At 59.4% G+C, this 19,095-nt stretch carries 19 protein-coding genes; 10 read left to right on the top strand and 9 right to left on the bottom strand.

Annotation, left to right across the window (positions count from 1 at the left end; all coding sequences use genetic code 11):
- Nucleotides 1-4: 4 nt before the first annotated feature.
- The 7 genes from ROR01S_RS04660 to hypA form a co-directional block, all read right to left on the bottom strand.
- On the bottom strand, nt 5-433 hold the full coding sequence (locus tag ROR01S_RS04660) for a TOBE domain-containing protein (RefSeq protein WP_004866901.1): 429 nt from the start codon (nt 431-433) through the stop codon (nt 5-7).
- Nucleotides 434-471: 38 nt separating this feature from the next.
- Nucleotides 472-2,544, bottom strand: a complete 2,073-nt coding sequence (flhA, locus tag ROR01S_RS04655) for a formate hydrogenlyase transcriptional activator FlhA (RefSeq protein ID WP_004866899.1) — start codon at nt 2,542-2,544, stop codon at nt 472-474.
- Between the two features lie 236 nt (nt 2,545-2,780).
- Nucleotides 2,781-3,791 carry a hydrogenase expression/formation protein HypE gene (hypE, locus tag ROR01S_RS04650; protein ID WP_004866898.1) on the bottom strand — a complete coding sequence of 337 codons (1,011 nt, stop codon included), beginning with the start codon at nt 3,789-3,791 and terminating at the stop codon, nt 2,781-2,783.
- On the bottom strand, nt 3,788-4,909 hold the full coding sequence (gene hypD / locus ROR01S_RS04645) for a hydrogenase formation protein HypD (protein ID WP_004866895.1): 1,122 nt from the start codon (nt 4,907-4,909) through the stop codon (nt 3,788-3,790). Before hypD ends, hypE begins: the two co-directional genes overlap by 4 nt.
- The gene (locus ROR01S_RS04640; protein WP_004866894.1) at nt 4,909-5,181 is read right to left on the bottom strand and encodes a HypC/HybG/HupF family hydrogenase formation chaperone; all 273 of its coding nucleotides are present in this window, start codon (nt 5,179-5,181) and stop codon (nt 4,909-4,911) included. The genes hypD and ROR01S_RS04640 overlap by 1 nt, the downstream gene beginning before the upstream one ends.
- Complete coding sequence (gene hypB, locus ROR01S_RS04635) at nt 5,172-6,044, bottom strand: hydrogenase nickel incorporation protein HypB (RefSeq protein ID WP_064359155.1); 873 nt, start codon at nt 6,042-6,044, stop codon at nt 5,172-5,174. The genes ROR01S_RS04640 and hypB overlap by 10 nt, the downstream gene beginning before the upstream one ends.
- An 81-nt stretch (nt 6,045-6,125) precedes the next feature.
- A complete protein-coding gene (gene hypA / locus ROR01S_RS04630; protein WP_004866890.1) occupies nt 6,126-6,476 on the bottom strand; it encodes a hydrogenase maturation nickel metallochaperone HypA in 351 nt (116 codons plus the stop codon).
- A gap of 211 nt (nt 6,477-6,687) precedes the next feature.
- On the opposite strand from hypA, the gene hycA reads away from it, so the two are divergent.
- From hycA to hycI, 9 genes are all read left to right on the top strand, one after another.
- Nucleotides 6,688-7,137: a formate hydrogenlyase regulator HycA gene (gene hycA, locus ROR01S_RS04625; protein WP_004866889.1), complete on the top strand. Its 450-nt coding sequence runs from the start codon at nt 6,688-6,690 to the stop codon at nt 7,135-7,137.
- Nucleotides 7,138-7,219: 82 nt separating this feature from the next.
- Entirely contained in the window at nt 7,220-7,828 is a 609-nt protein-coding gene (locus ROR01S_RS04620) for a 4Fe-4S dicluster domain-containing protein (RefSeq protein WP_004866887.1), read from the top strand.
- Nucleotides 7,825-9,651: a formate hydrogenlyase subunit 3 gene (gene hycC / locus ROR01S_RS04615; protein WP_015585875.1), complete on the top strand. Its 1,827-nt coding sequence runs from the start codon at nt 7,825-7,827 to the stop codon at nt 9,649-9,651. Before ROR01S_RS04620 ends, hycC begins: the two co-directional genes overlap by 4 nt.
- Nucleotides 9,652-9,653: 2 nt before the next feature.
- Nucleotides 9,654-10,577 (top strand): respiratory chain complex I subunit 1 family protein, encoded by a 924-nt coding sequence (locus ROR01S_RS04610; protein ID WP_032718150.1) that lies wholly within the window; start codon nt 9,654-9,656, stop codon nt 10,575-10,577.
- 16 nt (nt 10,578-10,593) lie between these two features.
- Nucleotides 10,594-12,303 (top strand): formate hydrogenlyase subunit HycE, encoded by a 1,710-nt coding sequence (hycE, locus tag ROR01S_RS04605; RefSeq protein WP_004866882.1) that lies wholly within the window; start codon nt 10,594-10,596, stop codon nt 12,301-12,303.
- Nucleotides 12,304-12,312: 9 nt separating this feature from the next.
- Nucleotides 12,313-12,855, top strand: coding sequence for a formate hydrogenlyase complex iron-sulfur subunit (locus tag ROR01S_RS04600; RefSeq protein ID WP_004866880.1), 543 nt, complete (start codon nt 12,313-12,315; stop codon nt 12,853-12,855).
- Nucleotides 12,855-13,622, top strand: a complete 768-nt coding sequence (locus ROR01S_RS04595; protein ID WP_004866877.1) for an NADH-quinone oxidoreductase subunit B family protein — start codon at nt 12,855-12,857, stop codon at nt 13,620-13,622. The genes ROR01S_RS04600 and ROR01S_RS04595 overlap by 1 nt, the downstream gene beginning before the upstream one ends.
- Nucleotides 13,619-14,029: a formate hydrogenlyase maturation HycH family protein gene (locus ROR01S_RS04590; protein ID WP_015585877.1), complete on the top strand. Its 411-nt coding sequence runs from the start codon at nt 13,619-13,621 to the stop codon at nt 14,027-14,029. Before ROR01S_RS04595 ends, ROR01S_RS04590 begins: the two co-directional genes overlap by 4 nt.
- Nucleotides 14,022-14,492 carry a hydrogenase maturation peptidase HycI gene (gene hycI, locus ROR01S_RS04585; protein ID WP_064359154.1) on the top strand — a complete coding sequence of 157 codons (471 nt, stop codon included), beginning with the start codon at nt 14,022-14,024 and terminating at the stop codon, nt 14,490-14,492. Before ROR01S_RS04590 ends, hycI begins: the two co-directional genes overlap by 8 nt.
- A gap of 379 nt (nt 14,493-14,871) precedes the next feature.
- Here hycI and ROR01S_RS04580 read toward each other — a convergent pair whose 3' ends face one another.
- Complete coding sequence (locus ROR01S_RS04580; protein ID WP_064359153.1) at nt 14,872-16,296, bottom strand: 6-phospho-beta-glucosidase; 1,425 nt, start codon at nt 16,294-16,296, stop codon at nt 14,872-14,874.
- Between the two features lie 28 nt (nt 16,297-16,324).
- Nucleotides 16,325-17,767: a PTS cellobiose/arbutin/salicin transporter subunit IIBC gene (ascF, locus tag ROR01S_RS04575; RefSeq protein ID WP_032718148.1), complete on the bottom strand. Its 1,443-nt coding sequence runs from the start codon at nt 17,765-17,767 to the stop codon at nt 16,325-16,327.
- Between the two features lie 266 nt (nt 17,768-18,033).
- On the opposite strand from ascF, the gene ROR01S_RS04570 reads away from it, so the two are divergent.
- Entirely contained in the window at nt 18,034-19,047 is a 1,014-nt protein-coding gene (locus ROR01S_RS04570; protein WP_064359152.1) for a LacI family DNA-binding transcriptional regulator, read from the top strand.
- The last annotated feature ends 48 nt before the right edge of the window (nt 19,048-19,095 follow it).

Raw genomic sequence — 19,095 nt, 5'->3', positions numbered from 1 at the left:
CGGATTACGCGCGGGTGGCGAGGAGAATGGCAGAGGCTTTGATCAGCGCAATCACCCGGCTGCCGTCGACCAGTTTCATCTCTTCCTGACTTTCATTGGTGACGACGGCGATGATCTCGAAGCCCGCGTCGGTTTTGATGTGTACCGTCGCGTTGACCGCCCCTTCAGTGATGCGGGTGACGCTCCCGGCAAACTGATTGCGCGCGGAGAACTTCAGGCCGCAATCCTCGGTGGCCAGGGTGACCCACGGCGCTTTAATCAGCGCGATGGCTTCTTTACCGGCAGCCAGACCCAGCGCCTCCTTGCTGCTATGGGTGACGATCGCCACCAGTTTTGCGCCACCGGCGAGGGTCAATTCTACTTCATCGTTGACCGCGCCGGCGGCAACTGCGCTGACCGTGCCGGTCAGCTGGTTACGTGCTGATACCGCCATAAAATCTCCTTGTGTGGCTGATTAAGTGAGTACAGGACTTATACTAGCTCATCTTTGTTAATACCCAGGCGTTTCATGCGGGATAGCAGCGTCGTACGCTTTAATCCCAGCCGCTGCGCCGCCCCTTTCGGCCCGGCAACCACCCCGTTGCTCTCTTTCAGCACGCGGACGATCAGCTGATATTCATCCTCGCCCTCTTGCGGAAGCACCTCGGCCGTCATCGTCTCCGCATCGATATTCATCTCCGGCAGCGACAGCTGCAGCACGCTACCGCGGGTTAACAGCACCGCGCGTTCAATCACGTTTTCCAGCTCACGAACGTTACCCGGCCACTCCATGTGGCTCAGCGTACGCAGGGTTTCTGCCGGAATGCTGTCGATATTACGCCCGAGGCGGCGGGCGATTTTAAAGGTAAACGCCTTGACCAGCAGCGGGATATCTTCCGGACGTTCGCGCAGTGGCGGCAGATGGATCGGAAAGACGTTCAGGCGATAGTAGAGATCGCTGCGGAATTCACGATCGGCGACCATCTGCCGGAGATCGCGGTTGGTGGCGGCGATCAGCCGGACGTCGGTGCGGATCAGCTTGTTGCTGCCGAGACGTTCAAACTCCTGCTCCTGCAGAACCCGCAGCAGCTTCGGCTGAAGCTCCAGCGGCATGTCGCCCACTTCATCAAGGAATAATGAGCTTTTATCCGCCAGTTCGAAACGGCCGATGCGCTGGGCGCTGGCTCCGGTAAACGCGCCGCGCTCATGGCCGAAGAGATCGCTTTCCAGCAGCCCGGCGGGCATCGCGGCACAGTTCATCTTCACCATTCGTCGCGCGTTACGACCGCTGAGATTATGAATGGCGCGGGCAATCAGCTCTTTGCCGGTACCGGTTTCGCCGAGGATCAGGACGGTACTGTCGCTCTGGGCGACCATCTCGACCTGTTTGAGTACGCTGTGCATGGCTTCGCTGCGGCCAATAATTTCACCAAACTCGCTCTCGACATTATTCAGCTGTTCGGTGAGCGCCAGATTTTCATCCACCAGCCGCTCTTTTAGCCGCTGAATTTCGCGGTAGGCGAGAGCATTATCAACGGCGATCGACACCCGCTCGGCAATTTGCCGCAGCAGCTTGAGGTTGGTGGTGGTGAACACCTTCTCATCGCACTGCGCCAGTTTCAGCACGCCCAGCAGCGTATCGCCGGACATCAGCGGCAGCAGGCACAGCGTTTGGATCTGGTTGCCCCACATCTCAAAAAGCATTTTCTCGTACGGGGCCAGCGAGTCGTGCTCGTGTAAATTGAGCAGCAGCATCTCTTTGCTTTTAAACACCCGTTCGGTCAGCGTACCGGCTTCATTCACCTCGCTCTGATCGTGAACCGGATGGCTGGCGTCGAGATAATGGGTCGAGTAGATATTCAGTTTGCCTTTGCGGTTGCTGCGTAGCACCACGCTGATAGCGTCGATACGAAAATAGTGGTGAATCTCTTTGGCGACTTCGCTGACCAGCTCATCGATATCCAGCCGGGAGAGCACGGCGTTAGTGATAGCAACCAGAATGCGAAAGTTGTCGCGCTCGTGGCACAACAGATCGTAATCGACGTTGTTGCTGACCCGACTCTGGATCTGTTCGGTCACCACCGCAACCAGCTGGGTAAAGGTATGCAGCCGCTGGAACTCTTTCTCGGTCCACGGTCTGGCGTCGTGGCGGATAAACTCGCAGCCGCCAAAGATGCGGCCTTCCGCAGCCAGCGGCAGCAGGCCGTAATAGCCAAACGCTGGATAGAGTCCGCTGCTGGCCAGCTGAGGCCAGGCCTCGACGAAGGTCGCCTTGTCGCAGTGCAGCGCATCGGGACGCGACAGCAGGCGACGCACCGGCCCGTGTGCCAGTACGGTCTCATCTTCATAGCTGACCGGCAGGCCCGCTTCGTCACAGCCATACCTTGCCGCACGATGGTTCCCGGCGTTCCACAGAATAATCGCCGCACGATCCGCCAGCGCAGATTGCTGAACCAGACGGGTTAGCGTTTCACTCAGCGCCGCCAGGTCAGGCTGCTGTAATAAAATACGGGTGATATCGAACAGCCCTTGCTGCCCGAAATCGCCCAATGGTGTATACGACATTACTGAAGTCCAAAACGCACCCGCAAAGCGGCACGTAAGAAAGTGGTGACACAAATAATAGTATGTTAATAAAGCGGTTGTTGCCGCCGCCAGCTCTTCCGTGGTTGTCCGCGGATTTGGGCCGGATAATGGTGCTGACTTTTCCCGGCTCGCGTTGTGCCTGGCCGGGCTACAGGTCCGTGCGTAGTCGGTAGCCCGGATAAGACGTTAGCCGCAACCCGGGGACCCGACTTCCGTTAACAAATTCGCGGCAGCGGCTCGGCATGGGGAAGGTCCAGCGTCCGCTTCACGCCATACAGGCCGATCGTGCGCACGCCGGTACGCTCAACCACGTCGCCGATAATCGCGGCGTGGCGGCCAAGCGGGTGGCTTTGAAGCTGCGCCAGCGCGGCCTCAGCCGCTTCCCGGGCGACGGCAATCACCAGTTTGCCTTCATTGGCGAAGTTAAGCGCATCCAGGCCTAACAGTTCGCACACCCCGCGCACGGTCTCGTTCACCGGCAGCTTCTGTTCATGTAGCTCAATGCCGCAGCCGCTGGCGGCGGCGAACTCATGAGCTACCGCGTTTACTCCGCCGCGGGTCGCATCGCGCAGCGCTTTGATGCCGGGAAGGGCGCGCAGCGTCTGAATAAGCGGCGTCAGCACCGCACAGTCGCTGGCCAGCGCGCCGTCCAGCCCCAGCTGTTCGCGGAGGTTGAGAATGGTCGCGCCGTGGTCGCCCAGCGTGCCGCTGACCAGCAGCACGTCGCCGGGAGCGATCTGTTGCGCCCCCCAGCGAATATCCGCCGGAATGGCGCCGATCCCGGCGGTATTGATAAACAGTTTATCCGCCGCGCCGCGCGGGACGACTTTGGTATCGCCGGTGACGATGGCAATCTCAGCGGCCTGCGCGGTACGGGCCATGCTATTAACCACGCGTTCCAGGGTGGCCATCTCCAGCCCCTCTTCGAGAATAAACCCGCAGGAGAGATAGCGCGGCAGGGCGCCGCTGACCGCCACATCGTTGGCGGTGCCGCATACTGCCAGCTTGCCGATGTCGCCACCGGGGAAAAACAGCGGATCGATAACGTAGCTGTCGGTGGAGAAGGCGAGACGATCGCCCTGAGCGGTAAGCTGCGCCAGATCGAGACGCGCCTGATCTTCCTGCTCCGCCAGCCACGGGTTGGCGAAAGCCTGCATAAACAGGGAGGCGATCAGCTGTTGCATCGCCTGTCCCCCGCTACCGTGAGCTAACTGGACGCTTTTCATGCTTCATTTTCCTGACTGCGATATTGATACCAGGCGGCGCATGCGCCCTCTGATGAGACCATCAGCGCGCCAAACGCGCTTTGCGGGTTACAGACTTGCCCGAACAGCGGACACTGATGCGGCTTACAGCGGCCGGTCAGCACATCGCCACAGCGGGCGCGCGGATCGTCGCAGACGCGCTGCGGCGCCGGCTGAAAATGGGCTTCAGCGTCAAAGCGCTGATAGGCGGGCGTCAGGCGTACGCCGGAGTTGTTGATGACCCCCAGCCCGCGCCATTCGCTATCGCCCGACAGGCAGAAAACGTCGGCAATCGCCGCTTGCGCCAGCGGGTTGCCTTCATCAGGTACCACGCGGCGGTACTGGTTTTCGACCTGGCTGCGCTGCGCTATTGTCTGCTCAACCAGCATCACCGCGCCTTGCAGTAGATCAAGAGGTTCGAAACCAGCCACCACTAAAGGACGCCGGTAGTCGCTGGCGATAAACCCGTAGGCCTCGGTGCCGATGACCATACTGACATGGCCCGGGGCAAGAAAGGCATCGATGCTGTTATCAGGCTGGTCGAGCAGGCTGCGCAGGGTCGGGAGCAGGGTGATGTGCTGGCAAAAAAAGAAGAAGTTATCCACGTTGCGCTCGCGGGCCTGACGCAGCGTCAGCGCGGTCGCGGGCATGGTGGTTTCAAAACCGAGGCCAAAGAAGACCACCTCCCGCTGCGGGTTCTGCTGCGCCAGCTTCAGCGCATCCATCGGTGAATAGACGATCCGCACATCGGCGCCGCGGGATTTCGCCTGCAGCAGGGAGCCGTTTTTGCCGGGCACGCGCATGGCGTCGCCGAAGGTGCAGAAAATCACCCCCGGGCGACTGGCGATATCGATACAGGTGTCGATTCGCCCCATCGGCAGAACGCAGACCGGGCAGCCGGGGCCGTGAATAAATTCGATATTCTCCGGCAGCAACTGGTCGAGACCGAATTTAAAGATGGCGTGCGTATGGCCGCCGCACACTTCCATAATGCGCAGCGGATGCCCGGCGGTATGAGGCAGCAGATGCGCGCGCGCCTGAAGATGTTCAACCAGCTGCATCACCTGCTCCGGCGCGCGATATTCATCAACAAAACGCATTATCGCTCCTCACCGTACAGCAGCGCGCCCACGTCAGGCTCGACTTCAAACATATTTTGCAGCGCCTCAAGGGTATCGCGGGCCTCCGCTTCATTAATGATGCTCATGGCGAAGCCCACGTGGACCAGAACCCACTGGCCGAGCCGCGGCTGCCCCTGTTCATCAACGCTTCCTACCAGCGTCAGATCGACTTCGCGCTGGATACCGCACACTTCGACCTTCGCCAGATTGCCGTCAATGGCGCAGATCTGCCCCGGAATGCCTATGCACATGTCTGCGCCTCCAGCCAGCTGAGCCACTTATCCATGCCTTCGCCGCTGGTGGCGGACAGCATAATGATCTCAATATCGGGATTAACCTCCCGCGCGCAGGCGAGACACTTCTCTACATCAAAGTTGAGGTACGGCAGCAGGTCGATTTTATTCAGCACCATCAGGCTGGCGGCGGCGAACATATGTGGATACTTCAGCGGCTTATCTTCGCCTTCGGTGACCGACAGCACCGCCACCTTGTGACGTTCGCCGAGGTCGAAGCTCGCCGGACATACCAGGTTGCCGACGTTTTCAATAAACAGAATGCCGTTATCCACCAGCGGCAGACGCGGGGCGGCATCGGCAATCATCTGCGCATCCAGGTGGCAGCCCTTCCCGGTGTTGACCTGAATGGCCGGCGTGCCGGTGGCGCGAATGCGTGCCGCATCATTGACCGTCTGCTGGTCGCCTTCGATGACCGCGCACGCGGTTTTTCCTTTCAGACGCAGCAAGGTTTCACTCAGTAACGTGGTTTTGCCGGATCCCGGGCTGGAGACCAGGTTCAGCACCAGCTGGCCGCGTGCGGCAAAGCGCGCGCGGTTGCGGGCCGCCAGACGATTGTTCTTATCCAGCACGTCGATTTCGACTTCCAGCATCCGGCGCTGGCTTTGACCCGGCGCATGGGTACCCGCTTCGCCGTGGCCGTAGTGCAGGTCGCCGTGCGCTGAGCGGGTGGGGGAGAAGCTATCGGTTTTGACGCCGATAATCGTCATGGTCTGGCGCGGGGCTGGCGCGAAGGGGGCGCTGCGAAACGCCGAGTGGGGGTTATGCTCATCACCTTCGATATAAAGGTTGCCTTCCCCACAGCCGCAAGTCGTACACATAGTTTTACTCCTGGTCTGTCCCGTCATCCTCGCGTTGTCTCTTTGCCGGCTGACTTGCGGGCCGCCGTGAGATAACCCGAATTAACGGTGGATCACTTCTATTCGCTGAATCTGTAGGCCGTCGTCCGCCACAATCTGCAGCGTGTCGCTGTGGCACTGCGGACAGCGCCGCACGTGCTGCGAGATGAGTTGCACGTACTGCTGGCAGGATTCGCACCAGCATTCGGCCTGTTGTTCGGCAATATGCAGTTCGCAGCCTTCCGCCAGCGTGCCGCGGCACACCAGCTCAAAACAGAAGGTCAATGCGCTGGCTTCCACGCAGGAAAATGCGCCGACCTTCAGCCACACGCCGGTAACCCGACGCGCGCCGGCCTGCTGCGCCTGCTGTTCAATAATTTCCAGCGCCCGCTGGCTAAGAGTGATTTCGTGCATGGTCGCCTCCGTATCGCGATGGGCCATATATGCAATAACGATGCCAGGTCATATCTACTGTCGGATGAACTGTCGATGACGACAGCTGACGGATGTCATCGACATGTCAGTACGGGGCGGCTTTTTTATTAAAATCATTAAATATCAATAAATTAAAATTTGGCATGGAAAATGCTTGTACGGTGCATCTCATGCAACCGGGGAGACCGAGATGACTATTTGGGAAATAAGTGAAAAGGCGGACTACATCGCCGACCGTCACCGCCGCTATCAGGATCAGTGGCGCCAGTACTGCAATTCGCTGGTTCAGGGCATCACCCTGTCAAAAGCGCGTTTGCATCATGCGATGAGCTGCGCGCCGGACAAAGAGCTGTGCTTCGTCCTGTTTGAACATTTTCAGGTGTATGTCGCGCTGGCAGAAGGGTTCAACAACCACACCATCGAGTACTACGTCGAAACGCGTAATAGTGATGATAAACGCTTGATTGCTCAGGCAACGCTGGCATCCGACGGTACCGTTGACGGCCGGATCAGCAACCGTTCGCGCGAACAGGTGCTGGAACATTACCTGGCCATTATTGCCAGCGTCTATGACCGTCTGTATGACGCCATGGAACACGACCAGCCGGTGGATTTAAGCCATCTGGCGCTGGCCCATTAATCGTAAGGTGTCGACACGTGTCGAAAATGACATCTGAACTCCCTGATTTCGTCAAAAATGACTTTCACCCGAGGATTGCCCGGTGAACCGTTTTGTAATTGCTGACTCCACCGTCTGTATCGGCTGCCGCACCTGCGAAGCCGCCTGCTCAGAGACGCATCGCCAGTACGGCCTGCAGGCCATGCCGCGACTACAGGTCATGCGTAATGAAAAAGAATCGGCGCCGCAAATGTGCCACCACTGCGAAGACGCCCCTTGCGCCGCCGTGTGTCCGGTTAATGCGATCAATCGCGTCGATGGCGCGGTTCAGCTGAATGAAAGCCTGTGCGTGAGCTGCAAGCTGTGCGCCATTGCCTGCCCGTTCGGGGCGATTGAATTTTCCGGCAGTCGTCCGCTGGATATTCCGGCTAATGCCAATACCCCTATGGCACCCGCTGCGCCGCCGGCGCCCGCTCGCGTCAGTTCGCTGCTCGACTGGGTACCCGGCGTGCGCGCTATCGCCGTGAAATGCGACCTGTGCCATTTCGATGAGCAGGGACCCGCCTGCGTGCGTACATGTCCGACGAAAGCGCTGCTGCTGGTGGATATCCGCGATATCGCCCAGGCCAGCAAGCGCAAGCGTGAGCTGACCTTTAATACCGACCTCGGCGATTTGTCGCTGTTTCAGTCGCAACAGGAGGGCGTGAAATGAGCGCGATCTCTTTAGTCAACCAGGCGGTGCTGTGGTATGCCGCCAGCGGCGTGCTGGCATTTATCTTTACCCTGAGAAAACCGTTAAGCGGTGCGATTGCCGGGATCGGCGGCGCGGTGGCCAGCGCCATGCTGATCGTCGCCGCTATCGCGACGCTGATAACCCCGGAGCAGGTGAGCGACGGCATGCTGCAGATGCTCTCTTTACCGGCTCGGGTGAACGGCATCAATGCGCTATGGCTGCTCGCCATTGGCCTCAGCGCCCTGCCTGTCGCCCTGTTTAATATCGCCTGGCACCGTCATTCGCAGGTGAAAGCCAACGGCCTGCTGGTCAATCTGCTGCTGGCTTCAGCAACCTGCGCCGTGGTGGCAACAAACTTCGGTACGCTGGTGGTCATGGCGGAGATGATGGCCCTGTGCGGAGCATTTCTGACCGGCTGCGCGCAATCCGCAAAGCTGTGGTTTGCGTTGGGACGTCTGGGCACGCTGCTGATGGCGTGGAGCTGCTGGCTGGTGTGGTCTTTCTACGGCACTCTCGACCTGGGGCAGATTAGTCTGCTCGCCGCCCACGCTCCGCAAAATATGCTGCTGTGGTTGCCGGCGCTCGTCGGTTTCGCGCTGCTGGCGGGCGTTATCCCGCTCCACGGCTGGGCGCCGCAGGCGCACGCCGGGGCCAGCGCGCCGGCCGCCGCGCTGTTCTCCACGGTGGTGATGAAAGTCGGGCTGTTTGGCATGCTGACGGTCTCGCTTGCCGGGAGCACGCCGCCGCTGTGGTGGGGCGTCTTGCTGCTGGTCGTGGGAATGATAACCGCGTTTATCGGCGGACTGTACGCCCTGATGGAGCACAATATTCAGCGCCTGCTGGCTTATCACACCCTCGAAAATATCGGCATTATTTTGCTGGGACTTGGCGCCTTCGTCACCGGTCTGGCGCTCAACAGCAGTAGCCTGATGGTGCTGGGCTTCATCGGCGGCATGTACCACCTGATCAACCACAGTCTGTTCAAAACGACGCTGTTCCTTGGCGCCGGCGCCGTGTGGTTCCGTACCGGCCACCGCGATATCGAAAAGCTGGGCGGGCTGGGCAAAAGAATGCCGCTGATTTCGCTCGCTATGCTGATCGGCCTGATGGCGATGGCGGCGCTGCCGCCGCTCAACGGCTTTGCCGGCGAGTGGGTTATCTACCAGTCCTTCTTCAAACTGAGCACCGGCGACGCCTTTATCGGCCGTCTGCTTGGGCCGCTGCTGGCCGTTGGCCTGGCAATGACCGGCGCGCTGGCGGTGATGTGTATGGCGAAAGTCTACGGCGTGACCTTCCTCGGCGCCCCGCGGACTCCGGAAGCGGAGAACGCCACCGGCGCCCCGCTGCTGATGACGGTCAGCGTGCTACTCGCCGCGCTCTGCTGCGTGGCGGGCGGGGTCGCCGCGCCGTGGCTGTTGACGCTGGTCGGCGGGGTACTACCGGTTCAGGCGCAGATCTCAAGCGTGGTGTCGCAGCCGCTGATCGCCATTCTGCTGCTGGCCTGTCCGCTGCTGCCGTTCCTGCTGATGATCTTCTTTAAAGGCGATCGTCTGCCCGCACGCTCCCGCGGTGCGGCATGGGTCTGCGGCTACGACCATGAAAAATCGATGGTCATCACCGCTCATGGTTTTGCCATGCCGGTTAAAGAGGCCTTTGCGCCGCTGCTGAAATTGCGTCATTGGCTGAATCCGGTGCGTCTGGTTCCCGGCTGGCAGTCCGCCTCGGCGCCTGCGCTGTTCCGCGGCGTGGCGTTGCTTGAGCTGGCGGCGCTGGTGGTTATTGTCATTTCGCGAGGAGCCTGAGAATGAGCGTTTTAATTGCACTATTGCAGGCGCTGCTGCTGTTTGCCGTCGCGCCTCTGCTGTCCGGCATCACCCGCGTAGCCCGCGCCCGCTTGCATAATCGCCGCGGTCCGGGAGTGCTGCAGGAGTATCGGGATATCTTCAAGCTGCTGGGTCGCCAGAGCGTCGGGCCGGATGTTTCCGGCTGGGTTTTCCGCCTGACGCCCTTCGTGATGGTCGGCGTGATGTTGACCATTGCCAGCGCGCTGCCGGTGGTAACCGTCTCGTCGCCGCTGGCGGGACTGGGCGATCTGATCACCCTGATCTACCTGTTCGCGATTGCCCGTTTCTTCTTTGCGATTGCCGGTCTGGACACCGGTAGCCCGTTTACGGCGATCGGCGCCAGCCGCGAAGCGATGCTCGGCGTGCTGGCGGAGCCGATTCTGCTGCTGGGCCTGTGGGTTGCGGCGCAGGTTGCCGGCTCCACGCACCTCAGCCAGATCGCCGCCACCATTTATCACTGGCCCGTTGCCCGCTCGGTACCGCTGGTCCTGGCGCTGTGCGCCTGCGCGTTCGCCACCTTTATCGAAATGGGCAAGCTGCCGTTCGACCTGGCGGAAGCGGAGCAGGAGCTGCAGGAAGGGCCGCTGACCGAATACAGCGGCAGCGGATTTGCGGTGTTGAAATGGGGCATCAGCCTCAAACAGCTGGTTGTGCTGCAGATGTTTGTCGGCGTCTTTATTCCGTGGGGAGCGATGACCAGTTTTAGCCTCGGTGGCCTGCTGCTGGCGCTGGTCGCCGCCATCGCCAAGCTGGTGGCGGGCGTGCTGGTTATCGCGCTGTTTGAAAACAGCATGGCGCGTCTGCGTTTTTGTGCCACTTCCCGCGTTACCTGGGCCGGTTTTGGCTTTGCGTTTTTAGCTTTCGTCTCCTTGCTGGCGGCGTGATTAAGAGAGTTTGAGCATGTCTGAAGAAAAAATCGGTCAACACTATCTCGCCGCGCTGCATCAGGCCTTCCCGGGCGTGGTGCTCGACGAAGCCTGGCAGACCAAAGATCAGCTCACCGTGACGGTGAAGGTCAACTATCTCCCGGAAGTTGTGGAGTTTCTCTACTACCAGCAGGGCGGCTGGCTGTCGGTGCTGTTCGGTAACGACGAACGTAAGCTTAACGGCCACTATGCCGTGTATTACGTGCTGTCGATGGAGCAGGGGACCCGGTGCTGGGTAACCGTGCGCGTCGAAGTGGATGCCGACAAACCGGAATATCCGTCGGTGACGCCGCGCGTGCCTGCCGCCGTCTGGGGCGAGCGTGAAGTGCGCGATATGTACGGTCTGATACCGGTGGGGCTGCCGGATGAGCGCCGTCTGGTACTGCCGGACGACTGGCCGGATGAACTCTATCCGCTGCGTAAAGACAGCATGGATTATCGTCAGCGCCCGGCGCCGACCACCGATGCGGAAACCTACGAGTTCATCAACGAGCTGGGCAGTAAGAAAAACAACGTGGTGCCGATTGGCCCGCTGCACGTCACTTCCGATGAACCCGGTCATTTTCGCCTGTTCGTTGATGGCGAGAATATTATCGACGCCGATTACCGCCTGTTCTATGTCCACCGGGGCATGGAAAAACTGGCGGAAACCCGCATGGGTTATAACGAAGTGACCTTCCTGTCCGACCGCGTGTGCGGTATCTGCGGCTTTGCCCACAGTACGGCCTATACCACCTCCGTCGAGAATGCGATGGGGATCGTGGTACCGGAACGCGCGCAGATGATCCGCGCCATCCTGCTGGAAGTGGAACGCCTGCATTCACACCTGCTGAACCTCGGCCTCGCCTGCCACTTCACCGGCTTTGACTCCGGGTTTATGCAGTTCTTCCGCGTGCGTGAGACCTCAATGAAGATGGCGGAGATCCTCACCGGGGCGCGTAAAACCTACGGTATGAACCTGATTGGCGGCATCCGTCGCGACCTGCTGAAAGATGACATGATCCAGACAAGAGCGCTGGCGCAGCAGATGCGCCGCGACGTGCAGGAGCTGGTCGATATGCTGCTCAGCACGCCGAATATGGCGCAGCGTACCGTGGGGATAGGCCGCCTCGACCCGCAAATCGCCCGTGATTTCAGCAACGTCGGTCCGATGGTCCGCGCCAGCGGCCACGCTCGCGACACCCGCGCCGACCATCCGTTTGTCGGCTACGGTCTGCTGCCGATGACGGTTCACAGCGAACAGGGCTGCGACGTCATTTCGCGCCTGAAGGTGCGTATCAACGAGGTCTATACCGCGCTGAATATGATCGACTTCGGCCTCGATAACCTGCCGGGCGGTCCGCTGGCGGTGGAAGGCTTTACCTATATCCCGCACCGTTTTGCGCTGGGCTTCTCGGAAGCGCCGCGCGGGGATGATATCCACTGGAGCATGACCGGCGACAACCAGAAGCTGTACCGCTGGCGCTGTCGTGCGGCCACCTACGCCAACTGGCCGACCCTGCGCTATATGCTGCGCGGCAACACCGTCTCCGACGCCCCGTTGATTATCGGCAGCCTCGATCCTTGCTACTCCTGTACCGACCGCATGACCGTGGTCGATGTGCGGAAGAAAAAAAGCAAAGTGGTGCCGTACAAAGAGCTGGAGCGCTACAGCATCGAGCGTAAAAACTCGCCGCTGAAATAAGGAATCGCCATGTTTACCTTTATCAAAAAAGTGATCAAAACCGGCAACGCGACGCACGCCTATCCGCTGGAGCCGATGCCGGTAGATAAAAACTTTCGCGGCAAACCGGAACATACGCCGCAGCAGTGTATCGGCTGCGCGGCCTGCGTGAACGCCTGCCCGTCGAACGCGCTGACGGTGGAAACGGACCTGGTGACGCGCGAGCTTGCCTGGCAGTTCAACCTCGGGCGTTGCATCTTCTGCGGTCGCTGCGAAGAGGTGTGCCCGACGGCGGCCATCAAGCTGTCGCAGGAGTATGAACTGGCGGTGTGGAAGAAAGAGGATTTCCTCCAGCAGTCGCGCTTTGCCATTTGCCATTGCCGGGTGTGTGAACGCCCGTTCGCCGTACAAAAAGAGATCGACTACGCCATCGCGCTGCTCGGGCACAACGGAGATACTCGCGCCGAGCTGCATCGCGAAAGCTTCGAGACCTGCCCGGAGTGTAAACGCCAGAAGTGCCTGGTGCCGTCCGATCGTATTGAACTGACTCGTCATATGAGAGAGGCCAGCTGATGAGCAATTTACCAGGCCCGCGCGATGAAAACGGCATTCCGCTGCCGATGACGGTGGAGGAGTCCATCGCCAGCATGAAGGCATCGCTGCTGAAGAAAATTAAGCGTTCCGCCTATGTCTATCGCGTGGACTGCGGCGGCTGCAACGGCTGCGAAATCGAGATTTTCGCCACCCTGTCACCGCTGTTTGATGCCGAACGCTTTGGGATCAAAGTGGTGCCGTCACCGCGCCATGCCGATATTCTGCTGTTTACCGGCGCGGTGACCCGCGCCATGCGTTCACCGGCGCTGCGTGCCTGGCAGTCGGCGCCGGATCCGAAAATCTGCATCTCCTACGGCGCCTGCGGCAACAGCGGCGGTATCTTCCACGACCTTTACTGCGTCTGGGGCGGAACCGACAAAATTGTCCCGGTGGACGTCTATATTCCGGGCTGTCCGCCGACGCCTGCCGCCACGCTATATGGCTTTGCGATGGCGCTGGGTCTGCTGGAACAGAAAATTCACGCCCGTCTGCCGGGCGAGCAGGATGACAAAGCGGCGGAAATTCTCCACCCCGGCATGGTGCAGCCGCTGCGGGTGCGCATCGATCGTGAAGCGCGTCGCCTGGCGGGCTATCGCTATGGCCGCCAGATTGCCGATGACTACATGCGTCTGCTGGCGCAGGGCGATAGTCAGGTGGTGCGCTGGCTGGAGGCGGAGAAAGATCCGCGTCTGACTGAGATCGTCACCCATCTGAACCAGGTGGTTGAGGGGGCGCGTATCCGATGAGCGAGACGGTGGTGTTCAGTCAGCTGAGCCGTAAATTTATTGATGAGAACGACGCGACGCCCGATCAGGCGCAACAGGTGGTCTATTACAGCCTGGCGATTGGCCACCACCTCGGCGTCATCGACTGCCTGGAGGCAGCGCTAAGCTGCCCGTGGCAGGACTATCTGGCGTGGATTGCCACTCTCGAAGAGGGCAGCACCGCACGGCGTAAAATGGAGGGCGTGCCGAAGTACGGCGAGATAGTGATCGACAGCAATCATGTCACGATGCTCGCCAACGCCTTCGATAAAGCGCAGGCCCGGCAGACCGCCGAACAGCAGGCGTGGAGCAAAACGATGCTCAGCATGCTGCACGATATTCACCAGGAAAGCGCCATCTATCTGATGGTGAGGAGACTCCGTGACTGATGTTTTACTTTGTGTTGGCAACAGCATGATGGGCGATGATGGCGCAGGCCCGCTATTGGCGGAGATGTGCGCCGCCAGGCCGGTCGGTGAATGGGTAGTGATCGATGGCGGCAGCGCCCCGGAAAACGACATCTTCGCCATTCGCGAGCTACGTCCCGATCGCCTGCTGATCGTCGATGCTACCGATATGGGACTCAACCCCGGAGAAATCCGCCTCGTTGACCCGGACGATATTGCCGAAATGTTTATGATGACCACCCACAATATGCCGCTCAACTATCTGATCGATCAGCTGCAAGAGGATGTTGGTGAGGTCATTTTTCTCGGGATTCAGCCGGATATCGTCGGCTTTTATTACCCGATGACCCAGCCAATTAAGGATGCGGTCGAGGTGGTATATCACCAGCTTAGCGGCTGGCAGGGGAACGGCGGTTTTGCGCAGCTGGAGGCGGCAGACGCATAGCGTCTGGCATCCGGGCTTACGCGAATGTTTAGCCGGGTCAGGCAATACGCTTTTTCGCCTACGCCATCTCAAGGAGCTGGGGGTGACAAGGCTAACGTGGATGGGTTAATAGCGGGTTGGCTATGCCGCTCAAGCGCTGGTGCGTGGATTTGTTGGCTGTCTGCCGATGAGCGACGCGGAGTATGGCCGCAAACGCGCGCCGCGGCATCTGCGGACCATGCCCGCGCCGGATGGCGGCTAACGCCTTATCCGGCCTACAAAACGACAAAACCGTGGGCCGGTGCAGCCACAGCGCTGCCCGGCAATACGTGCTCTACTCGAATCCGGCCGACAAAACCGTAGGCCGGTGCAAGCGTAGCGCCGCCCGGCAATATACGCTCTACTCGAGGTCTTCGCCGTTGCTGGCAATCACCTTCTTGTACCACCAGAACGATTTTTTACGCTTACGCTCCAGCGTACCGTTGCCGGCATCATCGCGATCGACATAGACAAAGCCATAGCGCTTGCTCATTTCGCCGGTTGAAGCAGAAACCAGATCGATACAGCCCCAGCTGGTGTAGCCCATCACCGGGATCCCGTCCTCAATAGCATCGCGCATCGCTTTGATATGCTCGCGCAAATAGCTGATGCGATAGTCATCGTGAATCTCGCCGTTGGCATCGATCTCGTCCCGGGCGCCGAGGCCGTTTTCGACCAGAAACAGCGGCTTCTGATAGCGGTCATACATCATATTCATGGTGATGCGCAGGCCGAGCGGATCAATGCCCCAGCCCCATTCACTGGCTTTGATGTGCGGGTTTTTCAGCGATTTAACAATGTTTGCCGCATTGGTGTTGTTGGCGTTCATGTCTGCCGACGCGCAGCGAGAGGCGTAATAGCTGAATGAGACAAAATCGACGGTGTTCTTCAGGATCTCGTCATCGGCCGGCTGCTTTTCAATGGTCACGCCTTTTTCGCGGAACACGCGCGCCGAATAAGACGGATAAGCACCGCGCGCCTGTACGTCAATAAAGAAGAGGTTTTCGCGATCTTTCTCCAGCGCCATCCACACATCTTCAGGCTTGCAGGACCAGGGATAAAAATTGCCGCCCGCCAGCATGCAGCCGACCTGGTTATGCGGGTTGACCTCGTGGGCGATTTGGGTCGCCAGCGCGCTGGCGATAAGCTCGTGGTGCGCCGCCTGGTACTTCACCTGCTCCTGGTTCTCTCCCTCTTCAAACACCAGCCCGGCGCCGGAGTAGGGGCTATGGAGCATGATGTTGATTTCATTGAAGGTTAGCCAGTATTTCACCAGCCCGTCGAAGGCTTCAAAGCAGGTGCGGGCGTAGCGGGTAAAGAACTCCACCATTTTACGATTGCGCCATGAACCGTATTCAATGACCAGATGCATCGGCACATCGAAGTGGCAAAGGGTCACCAGCGGCTCAATCCCGTACTTTTTGCACTCTTCAAACAGCGAGCGATAAAAGGCGATCCCTTCTTGATTCGGCTCCAGCTCATCGCCGTTAGGGTACAGGCGGCTCCAGGCAATTGAGGTGCGGAAGACGCTAAAGCCCATCTCCGCCATCAGGGCGATATCCTCTTTATAGCGATGATAAAAATCGATGGCCTCATGGCTCGGGTAAAATTCATCGTCACGCAGCTGAAAACGCTTCTCCAGCCCGAGCTTTACCGGCATGCGGTTCGCGCCATGGGGCAGCGTATCCACGGTGGTCAGCCCTTTGCCGCCCGCGAGATACCCCCCTTCAGACTGGTTTGCGGCCAGCGCGCCGCCCCATAAAAAGCCGTGTGGAAAAGTCGACATGCGTTACCTCGCTTACAAAAAATAGTGTTCAGACGTGTGATGGTCGGGTCGTGGTCTGGCGCGCTCTGGCATCGGCTGCGGCCTCTTCCACCGGGATATCTTCAAAGCCGAGCAGCAGCGTCAGTACGAATGAGAGCACCACCGCCAGCGCCATCACGCCGAAGACCCAGACGATAGACATCGGGTTAGCCGGGTCAAAGAACTGGACGCTGGTGAACAGGCCCGGTGCCGCCATCGAGTGGCTGGCAAGCCCGGCGATACCGGCCACCGCGCCGCAGATAAAGCCGCTGATCAGGCTGGCGATGAGCGGACGTTTGAGGCGCACCGCGACACCGTACAGCGCCGGTTCGGAGATACCGGCCAGAATGGCGGAGGCCGCGGCCGCCAGCGCAGTCTGGCGCAGCTCCGGATTTTTGGTTTTCCAGGCTACCGCCAGCGATGAGCCGCCCAGCGACAGGTTGGCGCCGATTTCTGACGGCATCACCATCCCTTCTTTACCGGTTTCCGCAATGGTCTGAATAATGGTTGGGGTGAAAACGCGATGCATCCCGGTCATCACCAGCAGCGGCCACAGGGCGCCCATAATGGCCACCGACAGCCAGCCCAGATAGCTATGAATGGTGTACACCAGCGCGGAGATGGCGCTGCCGATCCAGATCCCGAGCGGGCCTATCAGCAGGATCGCCAGCGGAGCGGCGATCAGCACGATCAGCATCGGCTTGAGGAAGTTTTTCGTCACCGCCGGAGTAATGCGATCGACCCAGCGTTCGATATATGACAGGCACCAGGTCATCACCAGCGCCGGAATAACGGTATAGGTGTATTTCACCGCCGTCACCGGAATAAAGGCGAACTCGACGTGCTCACCCTGGGCCGCTTTGGCCATCAGCTCAATAAAGCTCGGATGGACCAGCACCCCGGCAATGGCAATCGCCAGCGACATATTGGTTTTGAATTTTACCGCCGCAGAGGCGGCGACCATCAGCGGCAGGAAGAAAAAGGCGCCGTCGCCGATGACGGTCAAAATAGTCAACGTGGGCGCACCTTTAGGCAGGACGCCGCTCATCTCAAGGATCATCGCCAGCAGTTTGACCATCGATCCGCCGATGATGGCGGGGATCAGCGGTGACATGGTGCCGATCAGCGCATCGAGGATCCCGGCGCCGATACGCTTTAACGTCAGCGGCGGTTTTCCCTGAGGTTCCGCGGGGCGCATGTTGTCCGGCAGCAGGTTGACCACTTCGCGAAACGCCTGCGATACCGTATTGCCGATGATGACCTGGCACTGATTGTCGCTGCGCACCACGCCAAGCACGCCTTTCAGGCTTTTCAGCGCGGCGCTGTCCACCCGCGCATCATCTTTGACCACAAAACGCAGGCGGGTCATACAGTGGGTGACTGCCGTGATGTTATCCGCCCCGCCTGTTGCCGTCAGAATTTGCTTTGCCAGGGCTGCGTAATTTTTAGACATCGGATTTTATCCTGTTTAATCAATAGGGTACTGGCTGGTTATCGCACCTGAGGATCGTGCGCTATCAGGGATATATAGGAAACCGGTTCCACAAAATCATGATGAGTTTCATTTGTTCTAACAAGATATAAAAAAATCATTTTTTCGTTTTGTGATTTTGATCGCTATGTAAGCCAGCTAAGAATCTGCGCTGCGCGCGAGTCAAAGCTGTAAAACGGCGAGGTGTGCAGTACACTGCGGGCATCTTTTGCAACAGGAAGAACAACATGGCAACGATGCTGGAGGTGGCGAAACGCGCGGGAGTCTCGAAAGCGACCGTTTCCCGGGTACTGTCGGGTAACGGCTATGTCAGCCAGGAAACGAAAGATCGCGTATTTCAGGCCGTGGCGGAAAGCGGCTACCGGCCCAATCTGCTGGCGCGTAATCTGGCGACCAAAAAGAGCCAGACGCTGGGGCTGGTGGTGACCAACACCCTTTATCACGGGGTCTATTTTAGCGAGTTGTTGTTTCACGTTGCGCGGATGACGGAAGACAAGGGACGGCAGCTGATTCTGGCCGACGGCAAGCACAGCGCGGAAGAAGAGCGCGAGGCGATCCAGTACCTGCTCGACCTGCGCTGCGACGCGATTATCATCTATCCGCGTTTTCTCAGCGTTGATGAAATGGACGAAATCGTGGAAAACCAGCCGCAGCCGATTATGGTGCTCAACCGCCGCCTGCGGCGCAACGCCAGCCACTGCGTCTGGTCCGATCAAAAAGCCTCGGCATTTACGGCGGTCGAAAAACTGATTGCCCGCGGCCATCGTGATATCGCGTTTATCACCGGCTCGCTGGATTCGCCTACCGGGATTGAACGCCTTTCCGGCTATAAAGATGCGCTGATGAAACACGGGATTTCGCTGAATAATGAGCTGATCGTTGAGGGCAAGTGGACGCCGGAAAGCGGCGCGGCTGGCGTAGCGACGCTGCGTCAGCGCGATGCCCGTTACAGTGCGCTGGTGGCGAGCAATGACGACATGGCGATTGGCGCGATGAAGCAGCTACATCAGCAGGGCGTGCGGATTCCGGAGCAGGTCTCGGTCATCGGCTTCGATGATATCGTGCTGGCGCCGTATATGGTTCCGGCGCTCTCCAGCGTCAAAATACCGGTGACGGAGATGATCAAGGAGAGTATTAACCGACTGATCTTTATGCTCGACGGCGGCGATTTAAAATATCAGCAAACCTTCCCCGGTGAGCTGCTTGAACGTGACTCGATTGCCCCGGGACCGTTCGCCTGACGTCGTCATCTGTCATCGTCAGATGTGACGATGACAGAATCTGTTCCC

The sequence above is a fragment of the Klebsiella ornithinolytica NBRC 105727 = ATCC 31898 genome, from assembly GCF_001598295.1.
Classification (GTDB): Bacteria; Pseudomonadota; Gammaproteobacteria; order Enterobacterales; family Enterobacteriaceae; genus Klebsiella; species Klebsiella ornithinolytica.
This window is presented reverse-complemented; position numbering and strand designations above follow the sequence as displayed.

Coding starts and splice junctions, on each gene's coding strand:
- hycE (WP_004866882.1), top strand. CDS start 10,594: ATGTCTGAAGAAAAAATCGGTCAACACTATCTCGCCGCGCTGCATCAG.
- ROR01S_RS04660 (WP_004866901.1), bottom strand. CDS start 433: ATGGCGGTATCAGCACGTAACCAGCTGACCGGCACGGTCAGCGCAGTT.
- ROR01S_RS04570 (WP_064359152.1), top strand. CDS start 18,034: ATGGCAACGATGCTGGAGGTGGCGAAACGCGCGGGAGTCTCGAAAGCG.
- ROR01S_RS04600 (WP_004866880.1), top strand. CDS start 12,313: ATGTTTACCTTTATCAAAAAAGTGATCAAAACCGGCAACGCGACGCAC.
- flhA (WP_004866899.1), bottom strand. CDS start 2,544: ATGTCGTATACACCATTGGGCGATTTCGGGCAGCAAGGGCTGTTCGAT.
- hypD (WP_004866895.1), bottom strand. CDS start 4,909: ATGCGTTTTGTTGATGAATATCGCGCGCCGGAGCAGGTGATGCAGCTG.
- hypA (WP_004866890.1), bottom strand. CDS start 6,476: ATGCACGAAATCACTCTTAGCCAGCGGGCGCTGGAAATTATTGAACAG.
- hycC (WP_015585875.1), top strand. CDS start 7,825: ATGAGCGCGATCTCTTTAGTCAACCAGGCGGTGCTGTGGTATGCCGCC.
- ROR01S_RS04580 (WP_064359153.1), bottom strand. CDS start 16,296: ATGTCGACTTTTCCACACGGCTTTTTATGGGGCGGCGCGCTGGCCGCA.
- ascF (WP_032718148.1), bottom strand. CDS start 17,767: ATGTCTAAAAATTACGCAGCCCTGGCAAAGCAAATTCTGACGGCAACA.
- hypB (WP_064359155.1), bottom strand. CDS start 6,044: ATGTGTACGACTTGCGGCTGTGGGGAAGGCAACCTTTATATCGAAGGT.
- ROR01S_RS04590 (WP_015585877.1), top strand. CDS start 13,619: ATGAGCGAGACGGTGGTGTTCAGTCAGCTGAGCCGTAAATTTATTGAT.
- ROR01S_RS04610 (WP_032718150.1), top strand. CDS start 9,654: ATGAGCGTTTTAATTGCACTATTGCAGGCGCTGCTGCTGTTTGCCGTC.
- ROR01S_RS04640 (WP_004866894.1), bottom strand. CDS start 5,181: ATGTGCATAGGCATTCCGGGGCAGATCTGCGCCATTGACGGCAATCTG.
- hypE (WP_004866898.1), bottom strand. CDS start 3,791: ATGAAAAGCGTCCAGTTAGCTCACGGTAGCGGGGGACAGGCGATGCAA.
- hycA (WP_004866889.1), top strand. CDS start 6,688: ATGACTATTTGGGAAATAAGTGAAAAGGCGGACTACATCGCCGACCGT.
- ROR01S_RS04595 (WP_004866877.1), top strand. CDS start 12,855: ATGAGCAATTTACCAGGCCCGCGCGATGAAAACGGCATTCCGCTGCCG.